This window comes from Caviibacter abscessus, from assembly GCF_001517835.1.
Lineage (GTDB): Bacteria > Fusobacteriota > Fusobacteriia > Fusobacteriales > Leptotrichiaceae > Caviibacter > Caviibacter abscessus.
In genome coordinates this window covers 165,053-184,527 of sequence record NZ_LOQG01000011.1, presented here as the reverse complement: position 1 = coordinate 184,527, position 19,475 = coordinate 165,053, and the positions used below count along the sequence as shown (strand labels likewise).

16 protein-coding genes are annotated in these 19,475 nt (G+C 25.2%); all 16 read left to right on the top strand.

The window, feature by feature from the left end:
- Positions 1 to 5: 5 nt before the first annotated feature.
- The 16 genes from wzy (at position 6) to AWT63_RS02830 (ending at position 19,458) form a co-directional block, all read left to right on the top strand.
- The gene (wzy, locus tag AWT63_RS02905) at positions 6 to 1,340 is read left to right on the top strand and encodes an O-antigen polysaccharide polymerase Wzy (protein WP_068268338.1); all 1,335 of its coding nucleotides are present in this window, start codon (positions 6 to 8) and stop codon (positions 1,338 to 1,340) included.
- Positions 1,324 to 2,040, top strand: a complete 717-nt coding sequence (locus AWT63_RS02900) for a glycosyltransferase family 32 protein (protein ID WP_068268337.1) — start codon at positions 1,324 to 1,326, stop codon at positions 2,038 to 2,040. The genes wzy and AWT63_RS02900 overlap by 17 nt, the downstream gene beginning before the upstream one ends.
- 370 nt (positions 2,041 to 2,410) lie before the next feature.
- Positions 2,411 to 3,244, top strand: a complete 834-nt coding sequence (locus tag AWT63_RS02895; protein WP_068268336.1) for a glycosyltransferase family 2 protein — start codon at positions 2,411 to 2,413, stop codon at positions 3,242 to 3,244.
- Positions 3,237 to 4,346 carry a CDP-glycerol glycerophosphotransferase family protein gene (locus AWT63_RS02890; protein ID WP_068268335.1) on the top strand — a complete coding sequence of 370 codons (1,110 nt, stop codon included), beginning with the start codon at positions 3,237 to 3,239 and terminating at the stop codon, positions 4,344 to 4,346. Before AWT63_RS02895 ends, AWT63_RS02890 begins: the two co-directional genes overlap by 8 nt.
- Positions 4,333 to 5,082, top strand: coding sequence for a glycosyltransferase family 2 protein (locus AWT63_RS02885; protein WP_068268334.1), 750 nt, complete (start codon positions 4,333 to 4,335; stop codon positions 5,080 to 5,082). The genes AWT63_RS02890 and AWT63_RS02885 overlap by 14 nt, the downstream gene beginning before the upstream one ends.
- Positions 5,079 to 6,350 carry an exopolysaccharide biosynthesis polyprenyl glycosylphosphotransferase gene (locus tag AWT63_RS02880; RefSeq protein ID WP_082680423.1) on the top strand — a complete coding sequence of 424 codons (1,272 nt, stop codon included), beginning with the start codon at positions 5,079 to 5,081 and terminating at the stop codon, positions 6,348 to 6,350. The genes AWT63_RS02885 and AWT63_RS02880 overlap by 4 nt, the downstream gene beginning before the upstream one ends.
- Positions 6,350 to 7,279, top strand: a complete 930-nt coding sequence (locus tag AWT63_RS02875; RefSeq protein WP_068268333.1) for an NAD-dependent epimerase/dehydratase family protein — start codon at positions 6,350 to 6,352, stop codon at positions 7,277 to 7,279. Before AWT63_RS02880 ends, AWT63_RS02875 begins: the two co-directional genes overlap by 1 nt.
- On the top strand, positions 7,270 to 10,725 hold the full coding sequence (gene smc / locus AWT63_RS02870; protein ID WP_068268332.1) for a chromosome segregation protein SMC: 3,456 nt from the start codon (positions 7,270 to 7,272) through the stop codon (positions 10,723 to 10,725). The genes AWT63_RS02875 and smc overlap by 10 nt, the downstream gene beginning before the upstream one ends.
- A gap of 14 nt (positions 10,726 to 10,739) precedes the next feature.
- Entirely contained in the window at positions 10,740 to 11,897 is a 1,158-nt protein-coding gene (locus AWT63_RS02865; RefSeq protein ID WP_068268331.1) for a L,D-transpeptidase family protein, read from the top strand.
- Between the two features lie 27 nt (positions 11,898 to 11,924).
- Entirely contained in the window at positions 11,925 to 13,655 is a 1,731-nt protein-coding gene (locus AWT63_RS02860) for a phospho-sugar mutase (RefSeq protein ID WP_068268330.1), read from the top strand.
- On the top strand, positions 13,655 to 14,326 hold the full coding sequence (locus tag AWT63_RS02855; RefSeq protein WP_068268329.1) for a YveK family protein: 672 nt from the start codon (positions 13,655 to 13,657) through the stop codon (positions 14,324 to 14,326). The genes AWT63_RS02860 and AWT63_RS02855 overlap by 1 nt, the downstream gene beginning before the upstream one ends.
- A 188-nt stretch (positions 14,327 to 14,514) precedes the next feature.
- Complete coding sequence (priA, locus tag AWT63_RS02850; RefSeq protein ID WP_068268328.1) at positions 14,515 to 16,449, top strand: replication restart helicase PriA; 1,935 nt, start codon at positions 14,515 to 14,517, stop codon at positions 16,447 to 16,449.
- 12 nt (positions 16,450 to 16,461) lie between these two features.
- Positions 16,462 to 16,971, top strand: coding sequence for a peptide deformylase (gene def / locus AWT63_RS02845; protein ID WP_068268327.1), 510 nt, complete (start codon positions 16,462 to 16,464; stop codon positions 16,969 to 16,971).
- A gap of 13 nt (positions 16,972 to 16,984) precedes the next feature.
- Positions 16,985 to 17,920 (top strand): methionyl-tRNA formyltransferase, encoded by a 936-nt coding sequence (gene fmt / locus AWT63_RS02840; RefSeq protein WP_068268382.1) that lies wholly within the window; start codon positions 16,985 to 16,987, stop codon positions 17,918 to 17,920.
- Entirely contained in the window at positions 17,907 to 18,596 is a 690-nt protein-coding gene (locus AWT63_RS02835) for a redox-sensing transcriptional repressor Rex (protein WP_231723212.1), read from the top strand. The genes fmt and AWT63_RS02835 overlap by 14 nt, the downstream gene beginning before the upstream one ends.
- Positions 18,577 to 19,458 (top strand): bifunctional 5,10-methylenetetrahydrofolate dehydrogenase/5,10-methenyltetrahydrofolate cyclohydrolase, encoded by an 882-nt coding sequence (locus AWT63_RS02830; protein WP_231723211.1) that lies wholly within the window; start codon positions 18,577 to 18,579, stop codon positions 19,456 to 19,458. The genes AWT63_RS02835 and AWT63_RS02830 overlap by 20 nt, the downstream gene beginning before the upstream one ends.
- Positions 19,459 to 19,475: the final 17 nt, after the last annotated feature.

The following is a 19,475-nucleotide window of genomic DNA, read 5'->3' as shown; positions in this document are numbered from 1 at the left end:
ATACAATGACTAAAAAACAAAGTTTATATGGGCATATAATAGTAATTATTTTATCAATTTTGGTATTTAATTTATTTTCAGAAATAAAACATTTAGAACTGTTGGTTTCGGCAGTATATATATATACTTTAATACATACAAAATATTATTTATCATTTCTTAATGTTTATATGATATTTTTGTATACATTAGGTTTATTTAATTTTAGCAGAATGTTTTTAGATTTATTGGGGCATTCAAGTTTTGGTTGGGCTACGAAATTTGCAAATTATTATTTTACCGAGAGTGTAAAAATTGAAATATTACATGTTTTTCTTTTAGTAATACTGTTTGTTCAACTTGGATTTTTAATATTTGTAAATACAAATGACATAAAATTTAATTTTACTATTTCAAGAAATGAAAGAGTAATAAAAATATCAAAATTAATATTTTTAATATCAATGCCAATGCTTGTTATTAAACTTTTAATACAGTTTAGATACATATTAAGTTTAGGTTACAGTGCATATTATACAGGTGTTTTAAAAAATATAGAATATCCTATTTACACAATGGGTAGTGGAACACTTATGACTATAGCATTTATCCTATTTTTAACGGCTATCCCTACCAAAAACGAATTTAAAATATATTCTACTATATATTTATTGGTAAAATTTGTAGATTCCTTAAAAGGAGCAAGAGCCATATTTTTAACTCAACTTTTATTTATACTTTGGCTATATAAAAGACAGTATGGAATTAAAATAAATTTTAAATACATGTTAAAATTATTTTCATTTGTTGCTATATTTTCACAAATATTAGTAAATTTTAGAGAAAAAACAATATTTTCTTTTAAACTTATACAAGGATTTTTAGATTTTCTTTTTTCACAAGGAGTAAGTTATTTAGTTTTAGGTTATACAATAGATATACATGAAAAAATACCTAACAAACCATATATATTACAGGGGTTATTCGGATTTAAAGGTCAAGGTTTTGAAGCATTAAATACGACAAATTCTCTTGCAGATGTACTGACATATAATTTGGATAAAGTATCATATTTAAAAGGTGAAGGGATAGGTTCAAGTTTTATAGCAGAATCTTATCTTTTAGGTTATGTTGCTATGATCCTAATATTTATATTATTAGGATATTTTATAACTTACTATGAAACTAAAGTAGGTCAAAATAGATATTTACTTATGTTATCTGTGTATATAGTGCCAAATATTTTCTATATACCTAGAGGTTCTCTTTTTGGCGGTGGATTACTTATGTTTTTATTAACTTATTCAATAATATATATAATATTTTATAAGGTGGTGTATAAAAATGGAAACAATACCTAAAAAAGCTTATTATGTTTGGATAGGAAATGCTAAAAAACCTGAAATTTTTAATAAATGTTATGAGTCATGGAAAATGTATCTAAAAGACTATGAAATAATAGAAATTAATGAAAGTAATTTTGATATTGAGTATCATAGAAAGAAAAATAAGTTTTTTAATGAATGTTTTGAAAAAAAAATGTGGGCATATTGTAGTGACTATATACGAACAGTGGTACTTTATGAAAATGGAGGTATATATTTAGACATAGATATGCAACTTTTAAAGCCTATTGATGAATATTTAAAATATGATTTTTTTATAGGATATGAAAGTGATGAATATTTAGGTGTTGGATTATATGGTGCTAAAAAAAATAGTGAAATTTTAAAAGAACTACTTAATTTTTATAATGATAAAATATATAATTTTGCACTTTGGACCATACCTAAAATATTAACTACAATTATCAAAGAAAATAATTTTGATAAAAATGAAAAAATATTATTGTTTGAAAAAGAATATTTTTATCCATTTGGATTAAATGAAATATTTACGCCTAATGTTATTACAAATAAAACTGTAGCAATACACTGGTGGAATGCGAGCTGGAGTAATTTAAAAAATAAATTGTTTTTAGAAACCAAGCATTTAAAAGGTATAAAAAAAGTTTTAAAAAAAGCAAAGATAATACTTAGAGTATGGATAAAAGGGTATTAGAGTTTATGAAATAAAAAAAAGAGAGCACCATATATTTGGATTTGAAGATAAATATAACAAAAAAATTATTTAGAAAATGAGAATGTACATGTTATACAATGATAAAATTTTGGCGAGATTATTCTCGCCATTATCGATTTATCTAAGCTAAATTTGATATAATGGCTGCGATAAAAGGAGAATGTCATAAGGATATAGATGTGTACTAGACATTATATATGAAAATTATGACTACATAGTAAACTTTACTATTATTGGAAATGGCCGTTTAACAAAATATATTAAAATAAATTAATCAAAATGGTGCAAGCTATTGAAAAAAAATTTACACAGTGTATAATATAGTAAAATAAAAAGGACGGGATATATAATGAAAATTTCACTTATTTTACCTACTCTTAATAGAACAGACGATTTAGAGTTATTTCTTGATAGTTTACTTTCTCAAACATATAAAAATTTTGAATTAATTGTAATTGATCAAAATAAAAGTAATGAGATAAAGGAAATAATTGATAAATATTTAGGTAAAATAGAAATAAAATATATAAAAAGTGATGTATTAGGAATAAGTATAAATAGAAACAAAGGTTTATTTTATAGAAGCGGAGAAATAATAGGTTTTCCTGATGATGATTGTACTTATGCTCCCGATACACTGCAAAAAGTAGTAAATTATTTAATAGATAAACAAAGGCATATTTATTCTTGCAGAACTCTTGAAAAAGGTAAAAATTATGGTACAGGAGTAATGTTTGAAAACGACTGTGAAATAAAAATAGGAAATGTTGAAAAGACTGTTAAATCAATAACTTTTTTTGTGAATATAAAAGAAGATGATATATATTTATTTGACAATAAATTGGGAGTAGGCTCTATTTTTGGAAGTGGAGAAGAAACAGACTATATTTTAACTCTACTTCATAAAGGATATAAGGGAGAGTATTTTGCAAATGATATAATTTATCACCCTGCAAAAAAAGGAAATTATGATGATTTAAATAGAGCGTATAACTATGCAAGAGGCTATGGAGCTCTTTGTAAAAAAGAAGTTATTTACAGAAAAAATTATTTATACATTTTTAAATTTTTAAATAAGATAATTAGAAGTATAGGCGGTTGTTTAATTTCAAAACATGGTAAATATCACGGAGAAGTTTTAAGGGGAAGGCTATCAGGCTTTTTTGGTTATAAAAATGATTAGAAAAATATTTAATATGATACTTGCATTTGTCACTTATCCTTTTTGTAAAATTAAAGAAGATATTTGGCTTGTAGGTGGAAATGCTGGTCAACTTTATGTTGATAATGCCAGAGCAATTCACGAGTTTTTATTAAAACGTAGAAAAAATGTTTACTGGATTGTAGAAAAAAATAGTAATTTAAGAAATTATTTTGAAAAAAATAATATACCTTATTTAATTAAAGGTTCATATAAATCTTATTTATACTTTATGAGTTCAAAGGTAAGTTTATTTTCTCATTCAATATCAGCGGATATAGTACCATATTTATGTGCTGTTCCTTTTATTAATTATTTTCATTATAAGAATTACAAAGTATTTTTAAATCATGGAACTGTTGGGCTAAAAAAAAGAGCTGCAATGAATAAAAAATATGAAAAATTAATAGATAAATTACTTAAATCATATAATCTTAATCCTTGTGACAGCAAACTGGAAAAAGATATAAAAGTAAACGATTGGAAAATGAATGAAGAAACTATGTATGTTTGTGGTTATCCAAGATATGACAGATTATATGGAAAAATAAATGTAAATTCTGATATTTTATATATGCCTACTTGGAGAAATTATAGTGATATTAGTGGATATATTAATAAAATAAATGAGTTTATTAATAATAAAAAATTACTAAATTATTTAAAAACTAATAATAGATATTTAAAAGTATATATACATCAGTTAATGCAAGATAAAATAGAGATTTTAAATAATAATGACAGAATAGTTTTACTTGATAAAAATGAAGATGTAACAAATTTATTGAAAAAATCAGATATTCTAATAACGGATTATTCAAGTGTTGCTTATGATTTTTATTTTATGAGAAAAAAAGTTATTTTTTATCAGTTTGATCAAAAAGAATATTTAGAAAAAATAGGTTCTTATGTTGATTTAAATAATTTATTCGGTGAAGTTGTGTTTAATGCTGACGATGTAGTTGAAAGTATTATTAGTAGTAAACAAATAGAATATGGAAAGTATTTTTCATATGTAGATGATAAAAATTGTGAAAGACTTTATAAGAGAATATTAAAGGATGTGTATAATGGAAAAGGTTAGTATTATAACACCCGTATACAATAGTGAGAAATATATAAGAAATACAATAGAAAGTGTTTTAAATCAAACATATAAGAATTTTGAACTAATATTAATAAATGATAAATCAAGTGATAAAAGTCTTAAGATTTGCCAGTCGTATGATGATGAAAGAATAAAAATAATAGATTTAGAAAAGAATGTTGGAGTATGTCGTGCAAGAAATATAGGAATTGAAAAAGCTTGTGGAAGATACATTTCTTTTCTTGATTCAGATGATATTTGGTCTGAAAATAAGCTTATGGAACAAATTGAGTTTATGAAAAAAAATAGTGCTGAAATTTGTTGTACAGAATATGAAAGAGTAAATGAAAATTTAGAAAAAATAGGATATATACATATTAAGGAAAAAATCAGTTATCAAGATATGTTAAAAAATAACTATGTTGGTTGTTTAACGGTAATATATGATACATTTTCAATTGGAAAAATGTATTTTGATGAAATAAACAAAAATGAAGACTATTTATTATGGCTTAAAATAATAAAAAAAACAGGATATATTTACGGTTTACGTAAAAATCTTGCAAAATATAGGGTTATTACCGGCTCAAGATCAAGTAATAAATTTAAAGTTATACTGGCAAGATGGGAAATATATAGAAAGTATGAAAAATTAAATATACTTTCATCATTTTATTACATAATAAATTATGGTATAATTGCAGTAGTTAAAAATAGGAGAATTAGCAAATGAAAAAGACTATTGATAGAAAAAGTTTTATGTATTTATATGTTATACTTAATATACTAATTTTTGTTTTAGGATTGGTTGTAGTCAATAAACCTTTGAATTATAAAAGCTTTATGCTGCTATCTATTTCTTTTGTTTTTTATTATATATTTAATGTATTTAACATGGATTACTTAAAATATAGTTTGAAGCAATTATTGGTAAATATAGTTTTAAATGTTTGTCTATTTTTCATGAGTAATTTAATATTTTTTAGACAAAATGAGGGGATTATATTCTTCGGTCTTATGATGTTTTATCAAATTGTTGCAAAATATTTAATATTAAATTATTCAAAATTAAGACCAAGACTTTTATTTGTCGGAGAAAATGAATATAAAGAAGAAATAAAAGAAGAGGTAATTAAATCAAAATTATTTCATTTAGCTTTAGAATTAACAGAAGATCAAGATATTCAAAATTTAATTGAACACATAGAAAAATATAGAATAGATGTAGTTGTAGACTTTGATTCAGGTATACTTAAAAATGAATTAATAGCAAACTATTTATTTAATAAAAAATTAGAAGGATTCAAATTTTTTAATTTTAAAGGTTTTTATGAAAAAACTTTATACAAATTACCTATAAAAGTATTGAAAAAAAAATATTTTTTATTGGAAGACGGCTTTATTTCATATCAGGATCAACTTAAGAAAAATCTTAAAAGATTATTTGATTTATGTTTTGCAATAGTTATACTTATACCTTCAATTCCTATAATGATAATAGCTGCAATAATAATTAAATTGGAATCAAAAGGACCTATTATTTATTCTCAGGAAAGAATAGGAGAAAATAATAAGGCGTTTAAAATATATAAATTTCGTTCTATGAGAGTAGACTCTGAAAAAAATGGTCCTGCTTGGGCTAAAGAAAAAGATAATAGAGTTACAAAATTTGGTAATATAATGAGAAAAACAAGAATTGATGAATTGCCACAATTGTATAATGTTATAGTCGGAGAAATGAGTTTTGTAGGTCCAAGACCTGAAAGACAATTTTTTATAGATACTTTAGAAAAAGAAATACCTTACTATAATTTAAGACATATTGTAAAACCTGGATTAACGGGTTGGGCTCAAGTTAAATATCCATATGGTGCAAGTGTTGAAGATGCTTATAGAAAATTACAGTATGATTTGTATTACATAAAAAATTATTCTTTGTCATTTGATATATTAATAATATTAGATACTATAAAAATAGTAATATTTGGAAAGGGAAGATAATGAAAGAAGTTCTGATTTTAGGTGGAGCAGGATTTATCGGTTCGCATATAGCGGATGTTTTTTCGCAAAATGGGTATAAGTGTATAATAGTTGATAACTTAAGCAAAGGAAATCTTAAAAATATTGAAAGTGTTAAGAATAAAGTTTTTTATCAAATAGATATATGTAATAAAAAAGATTTAAAAGAAGTTTTTGAAAAGCATAATATAGAATTAGTTTATCATGAATCTGCACAAATAAGTGTAACTGAGTCTATAAAAGATCCATATTTTGACGCAAAGGAAAATATAATGGGTCTTATAAACGTTCTTGATTTATGTGTTGAATATAAAGTAAAAAAATTAGTATTTGCTTCTTCAGCAGCAGTTTATGGAGTGCCTTCTTCTGAAATTTCAAAAGAAAACGATAGTTTATGTGCATTATCATTTTACGGACTTACAAAAAAAACTGGAGAAGAATATATTAGGTTATATCATGATATATTTGGACTGGATTATGTAATATTTAGATATTCAAATGTATTTGGACCTAGACAATCAGTTGAGGGTGAAGCTGGAGTTGTAGCAATATTTAGTAACAATATGATAAACGGACAAGATGTATATATAGATGGAGATGGTCTACAAACAAGAGACTTTATTTATGTAAAAGATGTAGCATATGCAAACTATATTGCCGGTATAGAAAATATTAAAAATAATACTTTCAATTTATCAAATAATAGTAAAACTAGTATATTGGAATTATATAATATTATGAAAGAAGCATTTTTATTTAAAGGTAAGCTTATATTCCGTGAAGCCAGAAAAGGTGATATAAGAGATAGTAGACTTGATAACACTAAATTACTTGAAAATACATCATATAGAGCAGAATATAGTGTAAAAGAAGGTATTAACGAATATGCAAGGAGTATAGAATGTATTTAAAAGGATTGGAATTAAATGGATTTAAGTCATTTTCCAATAAAGTTTGTTTGGATTTTACAAAAGGTATAACAGCTATAGTAGGTCCCAATGGTTCAGGAAAAAGTAATATTTTAGATGCGATACTTTGGGTTTTGGGAGAACAAAGCTATAAATCCATACGTGCTAAAGACAGTACAGATGTAATATTTTCAGGTGGTAAAAATAAAAAAGCAAGATCATCTGCAACTGTTAGTCTAATAATTAGTAATGAAGATAGATTTTTAGATTTAGATAGCGATAATATCGTAATTAGCCGTACTATAAATAGAAATGGTGAAAACGAATATAGTTTAAATGGAAAGAAAACAAGATTAAAAGATATAAATGCTTTGCTTATGGATACTGGTATAGGTAAGCAAGCTTATTCTGTTATAGGTCAAGGTAAAGTTGAGAGAATAATCGCCTCATCTCCTGCTGAAATTAGGGCTGTAATAGATGAAGCTGCCGGTATAAAAAAGGCAAAAACTGAAAAAGAATTATCAAATAAAAAACTAGAATCTGTTCAAAATGAAATAGAAAAAATAGAATTAGTTGAAGAAGAATTAAAAAGACATTTAGACAGATTAGAGCAAGAATCAAAAAAAGCAAGAACATATATGGCATATACAAAAAAGATAAATGTATTGAAATATATGCTTTTTTGTTATGTAAAAAATAGTGTTCAAACAAGACTTGATAATTTAAATGAAAATAAAAAAAATCTTGAAAAAGAATTAGAAACACTAAATAATGATTTAGATAATCTTTTAATGGAATTAAAAAATATTAATGAAAGCAAAAATAAAATAGAGCAAGATATAAAAGAATTAACTCTTGATAATGAAAATCAGACACAAAGAGTTAAGCAACTTCAACAATTAGAGTTTGAATATATAACGAAAAAAGCAAATTTTAATGCACAAATAAGTTCAAAACAAGAAAGAGTAAAAGAACTTGAAGATAAAAAAACGCAATTATCAAAAACTTTGGAGCAATATGATGCAGAGCTTAAAAGTAAAAAAGAAGAAATAGATGGATTAAATTTACAAAGAGAAAAATTGGATAGAGTCATTAATCTTAATATTGAAATGAAAAAAGATTATAACGAAAAAATAAAGCTTTGTGAAGAAAACTATAAGAAATATGATGTAGATAAATTAAGGCTAAAGTTTGAAAATGAAGATTTGGAAAAAAGAATAGAAAAATCAAAAATAAAACTTGAGCAAGTAACAAAAGAAAAAGAAGAAAGCATAAAAAAATTAGATAGTATAGGTTCTGAGTTCAGTGAAAAAGAAAATCTTTTACAAAAAGAACAAGAATTTGAAATTTTAAAAAATACGATAGAAGATTTAAAAAAACAAAAGCATAATTTACAAGTTCATTATGATGAAATAAGTAGTAAATATACCAGCTTATATAGCATAATTGAAAATCAAAAAAATATGAGTGCGGGTATACAATTTGTTTGTAAAAATTCTAAAAATGATAAAAAAGTTTTAGGTCCATTAGTAAATATGTTAGATATACCTAAAAAATATCAGATGGCATTATCGACTATAGGTGCATATTCATTTAATGATATAATTGTTGAAGATAGTCAAACTGCAAATAAGTACATATCTTTGTTAAAAGAAAGTAAAATTGGGACAGTTTCATTCATACCTATTGATAATATAAAGGTAAAAGCTATAAATACTAAAAAATATGATGGTAGTATAGACTATGCAAGAAATTTGGTTAAAAATATTTCTGGTAATAAAAATGTTGATAAAGTAATAGAATATGTATTTTCAAATTCTTTAGTCGTTGAAAAACTTGAAAATGGTGTTAAACTATCTAAATTTGTTAATGATAGAATTGTAACTTTAGATGGAGATATTATTTCTGCGACAGGAAGAATGACCGGAGGTTATAACACAAGAAAAATTGATAATTCATTACTTAAAAATACACAGTTAAAAGAACTTGAAACAGAAAAAGAACAAAGTTTTAAAAATCTTGAAAATATAAATAGTAAAATAGCTGAAAATCAGGAAGTTTTAGAAAAATTAAGAGTTATACTTGATGATTTGAAATCAAATTATGAAACATATAAGTATGAAAAACTAAAAATTCAAAGAGAGCAGGACACATATACTTTTGAAATAGAAGAAAATGAAGAGTTTATTAAAACAAAAACAACAGAAATTGCCGAAAATGTTAAATTAATTAAAGCAATTGAAAAAAATATAGTTGATAATGAAAAACATTTAAAAGAATTAATTTCTAAATTAAATGGTATTGAAGAAAACGAAGAGTATGAAAAGCAATTAAAAGAGATAGATATTGAGCTTGCAATATTAAATGAAAAACAATTATCAAAGTATGCAAGATATGAAGAAATAAATGAAGAATATGTTTTAGTTAATGATGAGTACAATACAATATCAATATTTTTAGATAAAAAAGATGAATTATACAATGATATTGAAAATGAGATAAACAAGATAAAAAATGAAATAGAAAAAATAGAAAGTAATGATATTAAGTTAAAAGAAAATATAAAAAATCTTAATGATCAACATAAAAAACTTTCTGACGAACATATAAGTTCATTATCTAATAAATCTGATTTAGAAATTAATATAATGTCTATTGAAAATAATCTTAATAATATATGTGAAAATATAAGAAGAGATGAAGAAAAATTAAGTTCAAATAATGAAAAATTATCAGAACTTGAAGATGAAAAAGAAAGTATTATAAGTAATTATGAATATCAAGAAATTTTAGATGAAACACAAGCAAAATCCGTTGAGAAAAATATAAACCTTAACGAAAAAAGTAGAGCTAATATTGGAAGTGTTAATTTAGAATCAATAGAAGAATTTGAACAAGAACAAAGCAAATATGAAAAATTAACAAATGATAAATTTGATTTATTAAGAAGTAGAGAATCAATTTTAGATTTAATTAATGAAATAAATAATGATATTATGACTAAATTTAGCGATGCAATAACAAATATTACAAGTAATTTTGAATATATGTGTAAGGAATTACTTCAAAATGCCAAAGGAACAATAAAATTACTTGATAAAGACGATTTATTAGAAACAGGTGTTGAACTTAGTATAAAATATAAAAATAAACCGGAACAAACTCTTACATTGTTATCAGGTGGAGAAAAATCAATGTTGGCTTTATCGTTTATAATGGCAATATTCATGTATAAACCATCACCATTTACATTTTTTGATGAAGTTGAAGCAGCACTTGATGAAGCAAATACTAAAAAAATAATAAAGGTTTTAAAGGAATTTATAAACAAATCACAATTTATATTAATAACTCATAATAAGGAAACTATGAAAGGTTCAAATAGGCTTTATGGAGTAACTATGAATAAAGAAATTGGAGAATCAATGATAGTAAATGTAGATATTTAAAGGGAGGAAAAATTTTGAAAAAATTATTTTTAATGTTTTTTGTTTTCTTATACACATTTTCATATTCAATTGAGTATATAGAAAAATTTAGTGATGAAAGATCAGAACACATAGATTTTAATTTTCAATTTGATAAGTATGTTCCAAAAGATAAAGATCATTATGTGTTTGCTAAAAAATCAGTAAATTTAAGAGCTAAACCAACTGTAAAATCAAGTATAGTATCAAAACTAAATTTTCATAAAACAATAAAAGTAACAGCATTAGTTGAAAATAATAAAAAAGAAAAGTGGTATGAAGTTACAACTGAAAAAGGGAAAGTTGCTTATGTAAGAAAAAATTTAGTTATAAAAAGAGAATTTGATTTTAAAAAAGCTGTTGAAAGAGCCGAACGATTTAATAAATTTATTGAAAAAAACTTAGGTAATATAAAAGTTGTAAATAAATATACTCCCCTTTCAGAAGAGGTTGTATCATTTAAAAAAGATAAATTTGGTAATAGAGGTAGTCAAAGTATACAAATATATACTGATAAAGATTTTAAGGATTTTATATACCTTCCCGATAGATCTTTATTTGTAATATTAAATGAAACTGATAAATATTTTGAAATAATAACAAGTGCATATGGAGAAAAAATATACTATATGCCAAAAACAAATGCAAAATATATAAGAAATAGTGGTATAATAGATTATATAAATAAATTTGTATTTGTAAGTAAACATAGCCAAAATCAAATAACTTATGAAAGAGATACTCAATCAGGAAGATACAATATGCTATCCGTTGGTTATGTTACTACAGGTAAAGACAGTGAATTTGGATATGCTACACCAAAGGGAGAATTTTTAGTAGCTATATCTAAACCTACAATGTTGTATACTTCAGATATTGAAAAAGATACAATAGTAGGGGATGCTCTTTATGCAATAAGGTTTTCAGGAGGTGCATATTTGCATGGTATACCATCAATGTATGAACCGAAAGAAAATAGAGAAGAAAGAAAAAAAGTAACTGCATCTAAACTTGGGACTTATCCGTTATCTCATAAATGTGTTAGAAATGAAGATGACAGCATTAAATTTATATATCAATGGATAGGGTCAAAATCAGTAAATAAAGCAGGGCACAGAACGCCGCAAGAACCTGTGATTGTTATAGTAGATTAAAAATATATAAAGTAATTGGAGGAACACATGGAAACTTATATGACCAAATATACCAATTGGTTAAATTATGGGGGGCTTGATGAGGATTTAAAAGCTCAATTAGAAAATATAAAAGGAGACGAATCTGAAATAAAGGACAGATTTTATCAAGAATTAGTATTTGGTACAGCTGGACTTAGAGGAAAACTTGGAGCCGGAACAAACAGAATGAATAGACTTGTTATTGCAAGAGCAACAAAAGCCTTAGCTGAAGTAATAAAATCACATGGAGAAGAAGCAGTAAAAAAAGGGATAGTAATTGCATATGATTGTAGAATAATGTCTCCTGAATTTGCAAAAGAGGCAGCTACAATAATGGCTAGTGAAGGAATTAAAACATATTTATTTGAAAGTTTAAGACCTACTCCTGAATTATCTTTTGCAGTTAGATATTTAAAATGTACATCAGGTATTAATATTACGGCATCACATAACCCCAAAGAGTATAATGGATATAAGGTGTATTGGGACGAAGGTTCTCAAATAAAAGATGACATAGCAAGTCAAGTATTAGAACAAATGCAAAAATTAGACTTATTTTCAGATTATAAAAAATTATCTTTTGAAAAGGCTAAAGAAAGTGGAATTCTTGAAATCATTGGAGCAGAAGTTGACAGAGCATATTATGAAGAAGTAAAAAAACAATCTTTAAGATCTGATGAATTATTAGATAAAAGTATAAGAATAGTATATACTCCACTTAACGGAGCAGGAAATAAAGGTGTAAGAACAGTATTAGATGAAATGGGATATAAAAATATTTTTGTGGTTCCTGAACAAGAAAATCCGGACGGACATTTTCCTACAATAGGATATCCAAATCCTGAATTTGTTTCTGTTTTTGAATATGCAGATAAACTTTGCGAAAAAGTTGATGGTGAAGTAATAATTGCAACAGATCCTGATTCAGATAGACTTGCAGTTGAAGTAAATCATAAAGGGGAAATTATACCTTTAAATGGAAACCAAACAGGAGTTTTATTAATTCATTATTTAGTTTCATCTCTTGCAGAAAATGGACAAATGCCTAAAAATCCAATAATAGTTAAATCAATAGTTACAGGTGAAATGGGAACTGCTGTTTGTAAAAAATACGGTGTTGAAATGGTTAGCGTTTTAACAGGATTTAAAAATATTTGTGCATTATCAAATCTATATTCAAAAACTAAAGAAAAAACATATATATTTGGGTATGAAGAAAGTGTAGGATATAATATAGGGACATTTGTAAGAGATAAAGATGGAGTTACAGCATCATTAATTCTTGCTGAAATGGCTGCTTTTTATAAAAAACAAGGTAAAACACTTATTGATGTTTTATATGAATTATTTGAAGAATTTGGATATTATAAGGAAAAAGGAATTTCAATAGTTCTAGAAGGTGTTGAAGGTCAACAAAGAATATCAAGAATGATGAAAGAATTTAGAAATATTTATCCTAAGCAAATACTTGATACTCAAGTTAAAGAAATAACAGATTATGAAATGCAAGTAGTAATAGACTATAAATCAGGAACAAAGAAAGCTATTGACACTGAAAAACAAAATGCTTTTAAAGTTACTTATGAAGATGGAAGTTGGTATACATTAAGACCATCAGGAACAGAGCCAAAAATCAAACTTTACCTTTATGTCAAAGATGAAAAGGAAGAAGTTTCTCAACATAAATTAGAAGAATTTGAAAGGGTTGTACTTGAAGTAGTACATTCAATTAAATAATGGATATAATAAAAACAATCAAAAAAAATATACTTAAAATTTTAATTTTATCAACGATATTAACAGTATTAGCTTATTTAGTAGTAAGTTATATACAAGTACAAAAAATAACTGTAAATATTTATGTAAATGAAAAATATATAAAGGAAATGAATGATGATGCAAAATATATTTTAAGTTCACATAATTTTAATTCGTATCTTATAGCTAATTCAAAAATGATTAATAAAGTATTTTCTAAGGTAGATGAAAATGAATTATCAAAAAATATTTTAGTTGAAAAACCTATTAGCAATGAAAGTACATTAAAAATTACTTTTACAACTAAGGATAAACAATTAGGAAAAGAATTTGCTTATGAACTTGTAAACTTATCTAATTCATATATTAAAGATATTCAATTTTCTTACTTTTCAAAAATGAGTGAAAATCTTGAAAAACAATATAATGAATTGAACAAGAGAACAAATATTATAGAATATAGAGATGCACAAGCAGACACAACTATATCAAAATTAGTATTCTATAAACAAATAAAAGAAGATAAAAATGATGTTGTAAGACTGACAAATGTAATGAATAAAGGGAAATACAACAAAAAAATTATACTTTTAGCAGCATTTTTACTAGGTTTTGTATTAATAATTTTTAAAGAAGAAATTGAAAAATAGAAAATACACGACAAATTGATGCAATTTTTTGTAAGAATTAAAGCCTTCTGTGGTAAAAGAGATTATCATAGAAGGCTACTTTTATTTTTTACGAGTTTTAAGTTAGCATAAAAGTTTTTGACTTTATAAAAAATGTTACATATGATATAATAATATTGCTAAAAAAAGTATAAAAATAGGGAATAAATATGTATTTTAAAGTACAAATTAATAAAAATAATATGACGTTTACTTACTCTTATCCTACTGAAATTCTTAAAGGAACATTTTGTGTAGTAAATTTTAGAAATAAAGAAACCATTGGGATAGTTGTAGGAAAAGAAGAAAATATAAGTACAGATTATGAAATAAAAGAAATTCTTAAAGTACTTGATAAAAGATTAGATAGTACTCTTTTTGATCTTATAACTTGGATGTCTTCTTATTATATGGAACCTTTTGGTTCTCTTATTCCTTTAATTACTGAACCGGAGGATAAGGAAACAAAACCTAGAAAAAATACAACTGAGAAAAAATATATACAAAAAGAAGAAATAAAATTGACTGAAAATCAAATGCAAGTTGTAAATGATATAGAAAATTCTACTCAAAAAATTCACTTAATAAATGGTGTTACAGGTTCAGGTAAAACTCAAATATATATATCACTAATTAAAAAAGCAATTAAGGAAGATAAATCTTGTATTATTTTAGTTCCTGAAATATCTCTTACGCCACAGTTAGTATCAAAATTAGAGGAAGTTTTTGGTAATAAAGTTGCATTATGGCACAGTAAACTTACAGATTCTAAAAAGAAAAAATATTATGATGAATTAGTATGTGGAGAAAAAAAAGTTGTTTTAGGAACAAGATCTGCTCTATTTTGTAAACTAAAGAATTTAGGGTATATAATAATAGATGAAGAACAAGAAAGTTCATATAAACAAGAGGAATCGCCAAGATATCACGTAAAAAATGTAGCAATCAAAAGAGTATTACTTGAAGATGCAAAATTAATACTTGGGAGTGCAACACCATCATTTGAAACATATAATCAAGTTAAATCAGGTTTAATAGTTGAGCATAAACTTACAAAAAGATATAATGATTATAGTATGCCAAGCTTTGAAATTGTTGATTTAAACAATGAAAAAGACTTATTAACACCGACTTTAATTGAAAAAATAAATGATAGAATTATTAAAAATGAGCAAGTAATAATATTATTAAATAGAAAAGCTCATTCAGTAGTTATTAAATGTGAAAATTGTAATAACGTTTTAGAGTGTAATAATTGCAGTACCAAACTTGTTTATTATAAATCGGATATATTAAAGTGTAATCAATGTGAAACTAAGTATAAATATAAAAATGCTTGTGATAGTTGTGGTGGAAGTAAATTAATAAAAGTAGGAATGGGAACCGAAAAGCTTGAGGATAAACTTTGTGAATTATTTGATGAAGAAAAGATTTTAAGAATGGACTCTGATTCAATGAATACAAACAAAAAATTGAATAAAGCTTATGAAGAATTTTTAGAAGGTAAATATAATATACTTATTGGTACTCAAATAGTCGCAAAAGGATTTCATTTTCCCAATGTAACATTAGTTTGTGCAATAAATGCAGAGGGGATAAATATAGTTCCGGATTATAAATCAATTGAAAAAACATATCAACTAATAGTTCAAGCATCAGGTAGAGCAGGAAGAGAGAGCAAACATGGAGAAGTTTTAATTCAAACATTAAATCCTAATTCTACGTTGATCGAATCAATAGTTAATAATGATTATGAAAAAATTTTTGAAGAACAGATGAATTTTAGAAAAATTTTAAATTATCCACCATATTCAAAGCATATAAAAATATTAATGACAGCATTAAATGAAGAAAAACTTACCAAAGCTTCATATGATTTGTACACAAATATAGATAAATATTTAAAGGATTTAGCAACAGTTTATCCTGTAGCTCATTCTGGAATATACAGGATAAGTAGACGATACAGAAATGTTATAAACATAATTTTTGAAAGAGAAAATGAAAAAAGAGTAAAAAGTAGATTAAAAAAAATATTAGATAATATAAATTATGGCTCACAAATCAGAATACTAGTTGATGTAGATGCCAATTCAATGTTTTAGAAGGAGAGAGAAATGGAATTACAAATATATGGAGCAAAAATATTAAGAACGGTAACAAGAGCTTTGGAGCCAGAAGAAATAAATGATGATTTAAGAAAAGTTTTAGATGACATGGTAAGAACTATGCGTCTTGCAAATGGTGTAGGGCTTGCTTCAACACAAGTTGGAATAGATAGAAGATATTTTGTTATGGAAATAGATGAGATAGTAAAAAAATGTATAAATCCTGAAATACTTGAAATACTTGATAAAAATGTATCAGTAGATGAGGGATGTTTATCTATACCAGGAATTTTTAAAAAAGTTTCTAGACCTGATAAAATAAAAGTTAAGTATTTAAATGAATATGGAGAAGAAGTTATTGAAGAGATGCAAGGATTATGGGCTAAGGCATTTCAGCATGAAACAGACCATATAAATGGTATGATGTACATTGATCGTTTAACGCCTGTAAATAGAAATTTAATTAGAAAAAAATTAGAAATAATAAAGAAAAACAGTAAACCCAAAAAATTTGATTAGGGAGTGTAAAATGATAAAAACAGTATTTATGGGAACACCTGATTTTGCAATACCAAGCCTTAAGGTGTTAAAAGAAAATACAGATTTAAAATTAATATTTACTAAAGAAGATAAAGTAAATGCAAGAGGAAAAAAGATTCTTTTTTCACCGGTTAAGCAGTTTGCTTTAGAAAATGAAATAGAATGTATACAACCTACAAGTTTAAAAAAAGATGAAATTTTAGATAAAATAAAAGAGATTAATCCTGATTTAATCGTTGTTGTTGCATATGGTAAAATTATACCTAAAAGTATAATTGATATACCAAGACTTGGAATTATAAATGTACATTCATCAATACTTCCAAAGTATAGAGGGGCCTCACCTATACATTCTGCCCTTATAAATGGAGATAGTGAAACAGGTATAAGTATTATGTTTATAAACGAAGGTCTTGATACAGGAGATGTACTTGAAGTGTTAAAAACAGAAATACTTGAGGAAGACAATTTGGGTACACTTACTGACAGATTATCTAAGCTTGGAGCACAAGGGTTAGAAAATACAATACCTAAATTAATTAATAATACATATATAGCAACAAAACAAGATGATAGTAAAGCAACATTAGTAAAGCCTATAAAAAAAGAAGAAATGCAGATAGATTTTGATAAGACAAAAGAACAAATTTTTAATTTAGTAAGAGGGCTTAGTCCAAGTCCTTGTGCATATACAATTAAAAATGGAGAACATATTAAAATATATAGTGTACAAAAATTAGAAAAAAAATATGACCTAGCCAATGGAGTAGTTGCAGAACTTACAAAAAAAGGACCTGTAATAAGTTGCGCGAATGGTTCAATTCTTATCAGCTCTGCTAAATTTGAAGGTAAAAAGTTAATGACCGGACAAGATATAGTAAACGGTAGAAAACTTTTAGTAGGAGATATTATTTATGATAGAAAATAGTGGTATAAATGAACAGTATATGTTAAATGACATATCAAATATGATGATTGCAAGACTTACACAATATCTAAGTATTTTACAGGAAGTACAAAAACAAAAAGAAAATATTAATTCAGGTGAATTAGCTACTAAAATGAAAAGTACATCTGCTCAAGTAAGAAAGGATTTATCAACTTTTGGAGAATTTGGAGTTAGGGGTAAAGGGTATAGTGTAAAGAAATTAATACAAATAATAGAACATATTTTAGGTGTAGATAGCGAAAATAATGTAATACTGATAGGGCATGGAAAAATGGGAGCCATGATCAGTAATAATATGGCAGTTTTGGGAAAAGGATTTAAAATAATAGGTGTTTTTGATAAAGATTTATCAAAGGTTGGAAAAAAGATTAATTCACTTGGGTTAACAGTAAATAATGTTGATATGCTAGAAAGTTTTATACATGAAAATAAAGTAGATGAAGTAATATTAGCTGTAACTAGAGAATATGCTCAAGAAATGGCTGATGAATTAATAAGACTGGGTATAAAAGCTATATTAAATTTAACTGCATATAAATTAGATGTTCCAAGTAATGTTGTTGTTATAAACGTAGATATATCTGCAAAATTACAAGAACTTAATTTTTGGAAAAACCATATTTCAATCTGGAGCGATGAAGAAAAAAATGACTAAAATTATAGACGGAAAAAGTATTTCGGAGAAAATACTTAGTAATTTAAAAAATCAGCATGATGAAATAATAGAAAAGCATAATACGCATGCAGGTTTAGCAGTAATATTGGTTGGAAATGATAAAGCATCTCAAGTTTATGTGAGAAATAAAGAGCGTGCTTGTAGTAAAGTTGGAATTAAAACAATCACTATAACAATGCCTGAGACTTCTACAAAAGAAGAGATTATAAATAAAATAAAAGAATTAAACGCAGATGAAAATATAGATGGTATTTTACTTCAAATGCCATTACCAAAACATTTAAATAGTGTTGAAATAATAGAAAATATTGATTTTAGAAAAGATGTAGATGGACTTACAGCTAAAAGTTTAGGGAATTTAGTATTAAATCTTGATGGTTTTAAACCATGTACAGCACAAGGAATAATAAAACTACTTAAAGAATATAACATAGAAATAGAAGGAGCTAATACCGTTATTGTCGGAAGAAGTAATATAGTAGGTAAACCACTTGCAAATATGCTTATTAATCTTTCCGCTACAGTACAAGTTTGTCATACTAAAACAAAAAATTTATACGAAAAACTAGAAAATGCTGATATAGTAATAGTTGCAGTTGGAGTAAAACATTTAATAAAAGCAGAGCATTTAAAAAAAGGTGCAGTAATTATTGATGTAGGTATCAACAGAGTTGAAAGTAAGTTATATGGAGACGTTGATTTTGAAAATGTAATACAAAAAAATGAAGTTTCATATATCACTCCTGTACCTGGTGGAGTAGGACCAATGACTATTGCTTGTCTTATGGAAAATATAATAAATAGTAAATTGACAAGTATTAATAAATATAGTAGGATATAATGTACTAAATATTAAAG

Bases quoted from the DNA above. Each gene is read 5' to 3' on its own strand.
- wzy (WP_068268338.1), top strand. From the start codon at position 6: ATGACTAAAAAACAAAGTTTATATGGGCATATAATAGTAATTATTTTA.
- AWT63_RS02900 (WP_068268337.1), top strand. From the start codon at position 1,324: ATGGAAACAATACCTAAAAAAGCTTATTATGTTTGGATAGGAAATGCT.
- AWT63_RS02895 (WP_068268336.1), top strand. From the start codon at position 2,411: ATGAAAATTTCACTTATTTTACCTACTCTTAATAGAACAGACGATTTA.
- AWT63_RS02890 (WP_068268335.1), top strand. From the start codon at position 3,237: ATGATTAGAAAAATATTTAATATGATACTTGCATTTGTCACTTATCCT.
- AWT63_RS02885 (WP_068268334.1), top strand. From the start codon at position 4,333: ATGGAAAAGGTTAGTATTATAACACCCGTATACAATAGTGAGAAATAT.
- AWT63_RS02880 (WP_082680423.1), top strand. From the start codon at position 5,079: ATGAAAAAGACTATTGATAGAAAAAGTTTTATGTATTTATATGTTATA.
- AWT63_RS02875 (WP_068268333.1), top strand. From the start codon at position 6,350: ATGAAAGAAGTTCTGATTTTAGGTGGAGCAGGATTTATCGGTTCGCAT.
- smc (WP_068268332.1), top strand. From the start codon at position 7,270: ATGTATTTAAAAGGATTGGAATTAAATGGATTTAAGTCATTTTCCAAT.
- AWT63_RS02860 (WP_068268330.1), top strand. From the start codon at position 11,925: ATGGAAACTTATATGACCAAATATACCAATTGGTTAAATTATGGGGGG.
- AWT63_RS02855 (WP_068268329.1), top strand. From the start codon at position 13,655: ATGGATATAATAAAAACAATCAAAAAAAATATACTTAAAATTTTAATT.
- priA (WP_068268328.1), top strand. From the start codon at position 14,515: ATGTATTTTAAAGTACAAATTAATAAAAATAATATGACGTTTACTTAC.
- def (WP_068268327.1), top strand. From the start codon at position 16,462: ATGGAATTACAAATATATGGAGCAAAAATATTAAGAACGGTAACAAGA.
- AWT63_RS02835 (WP_231723212.1), top strand. From the start codon at position 17,907: ATGATAGAAAATAGTGGTATAAATGAACAGTATATGTTAAATGACATA.
- AWT63_RS02830 (WP_231723211.1), top strand. From the start codon at position 18,577: ATGAAGAAAAAAATGACTAAAATTATAGACGGAAAAAGTATTTCGGAG.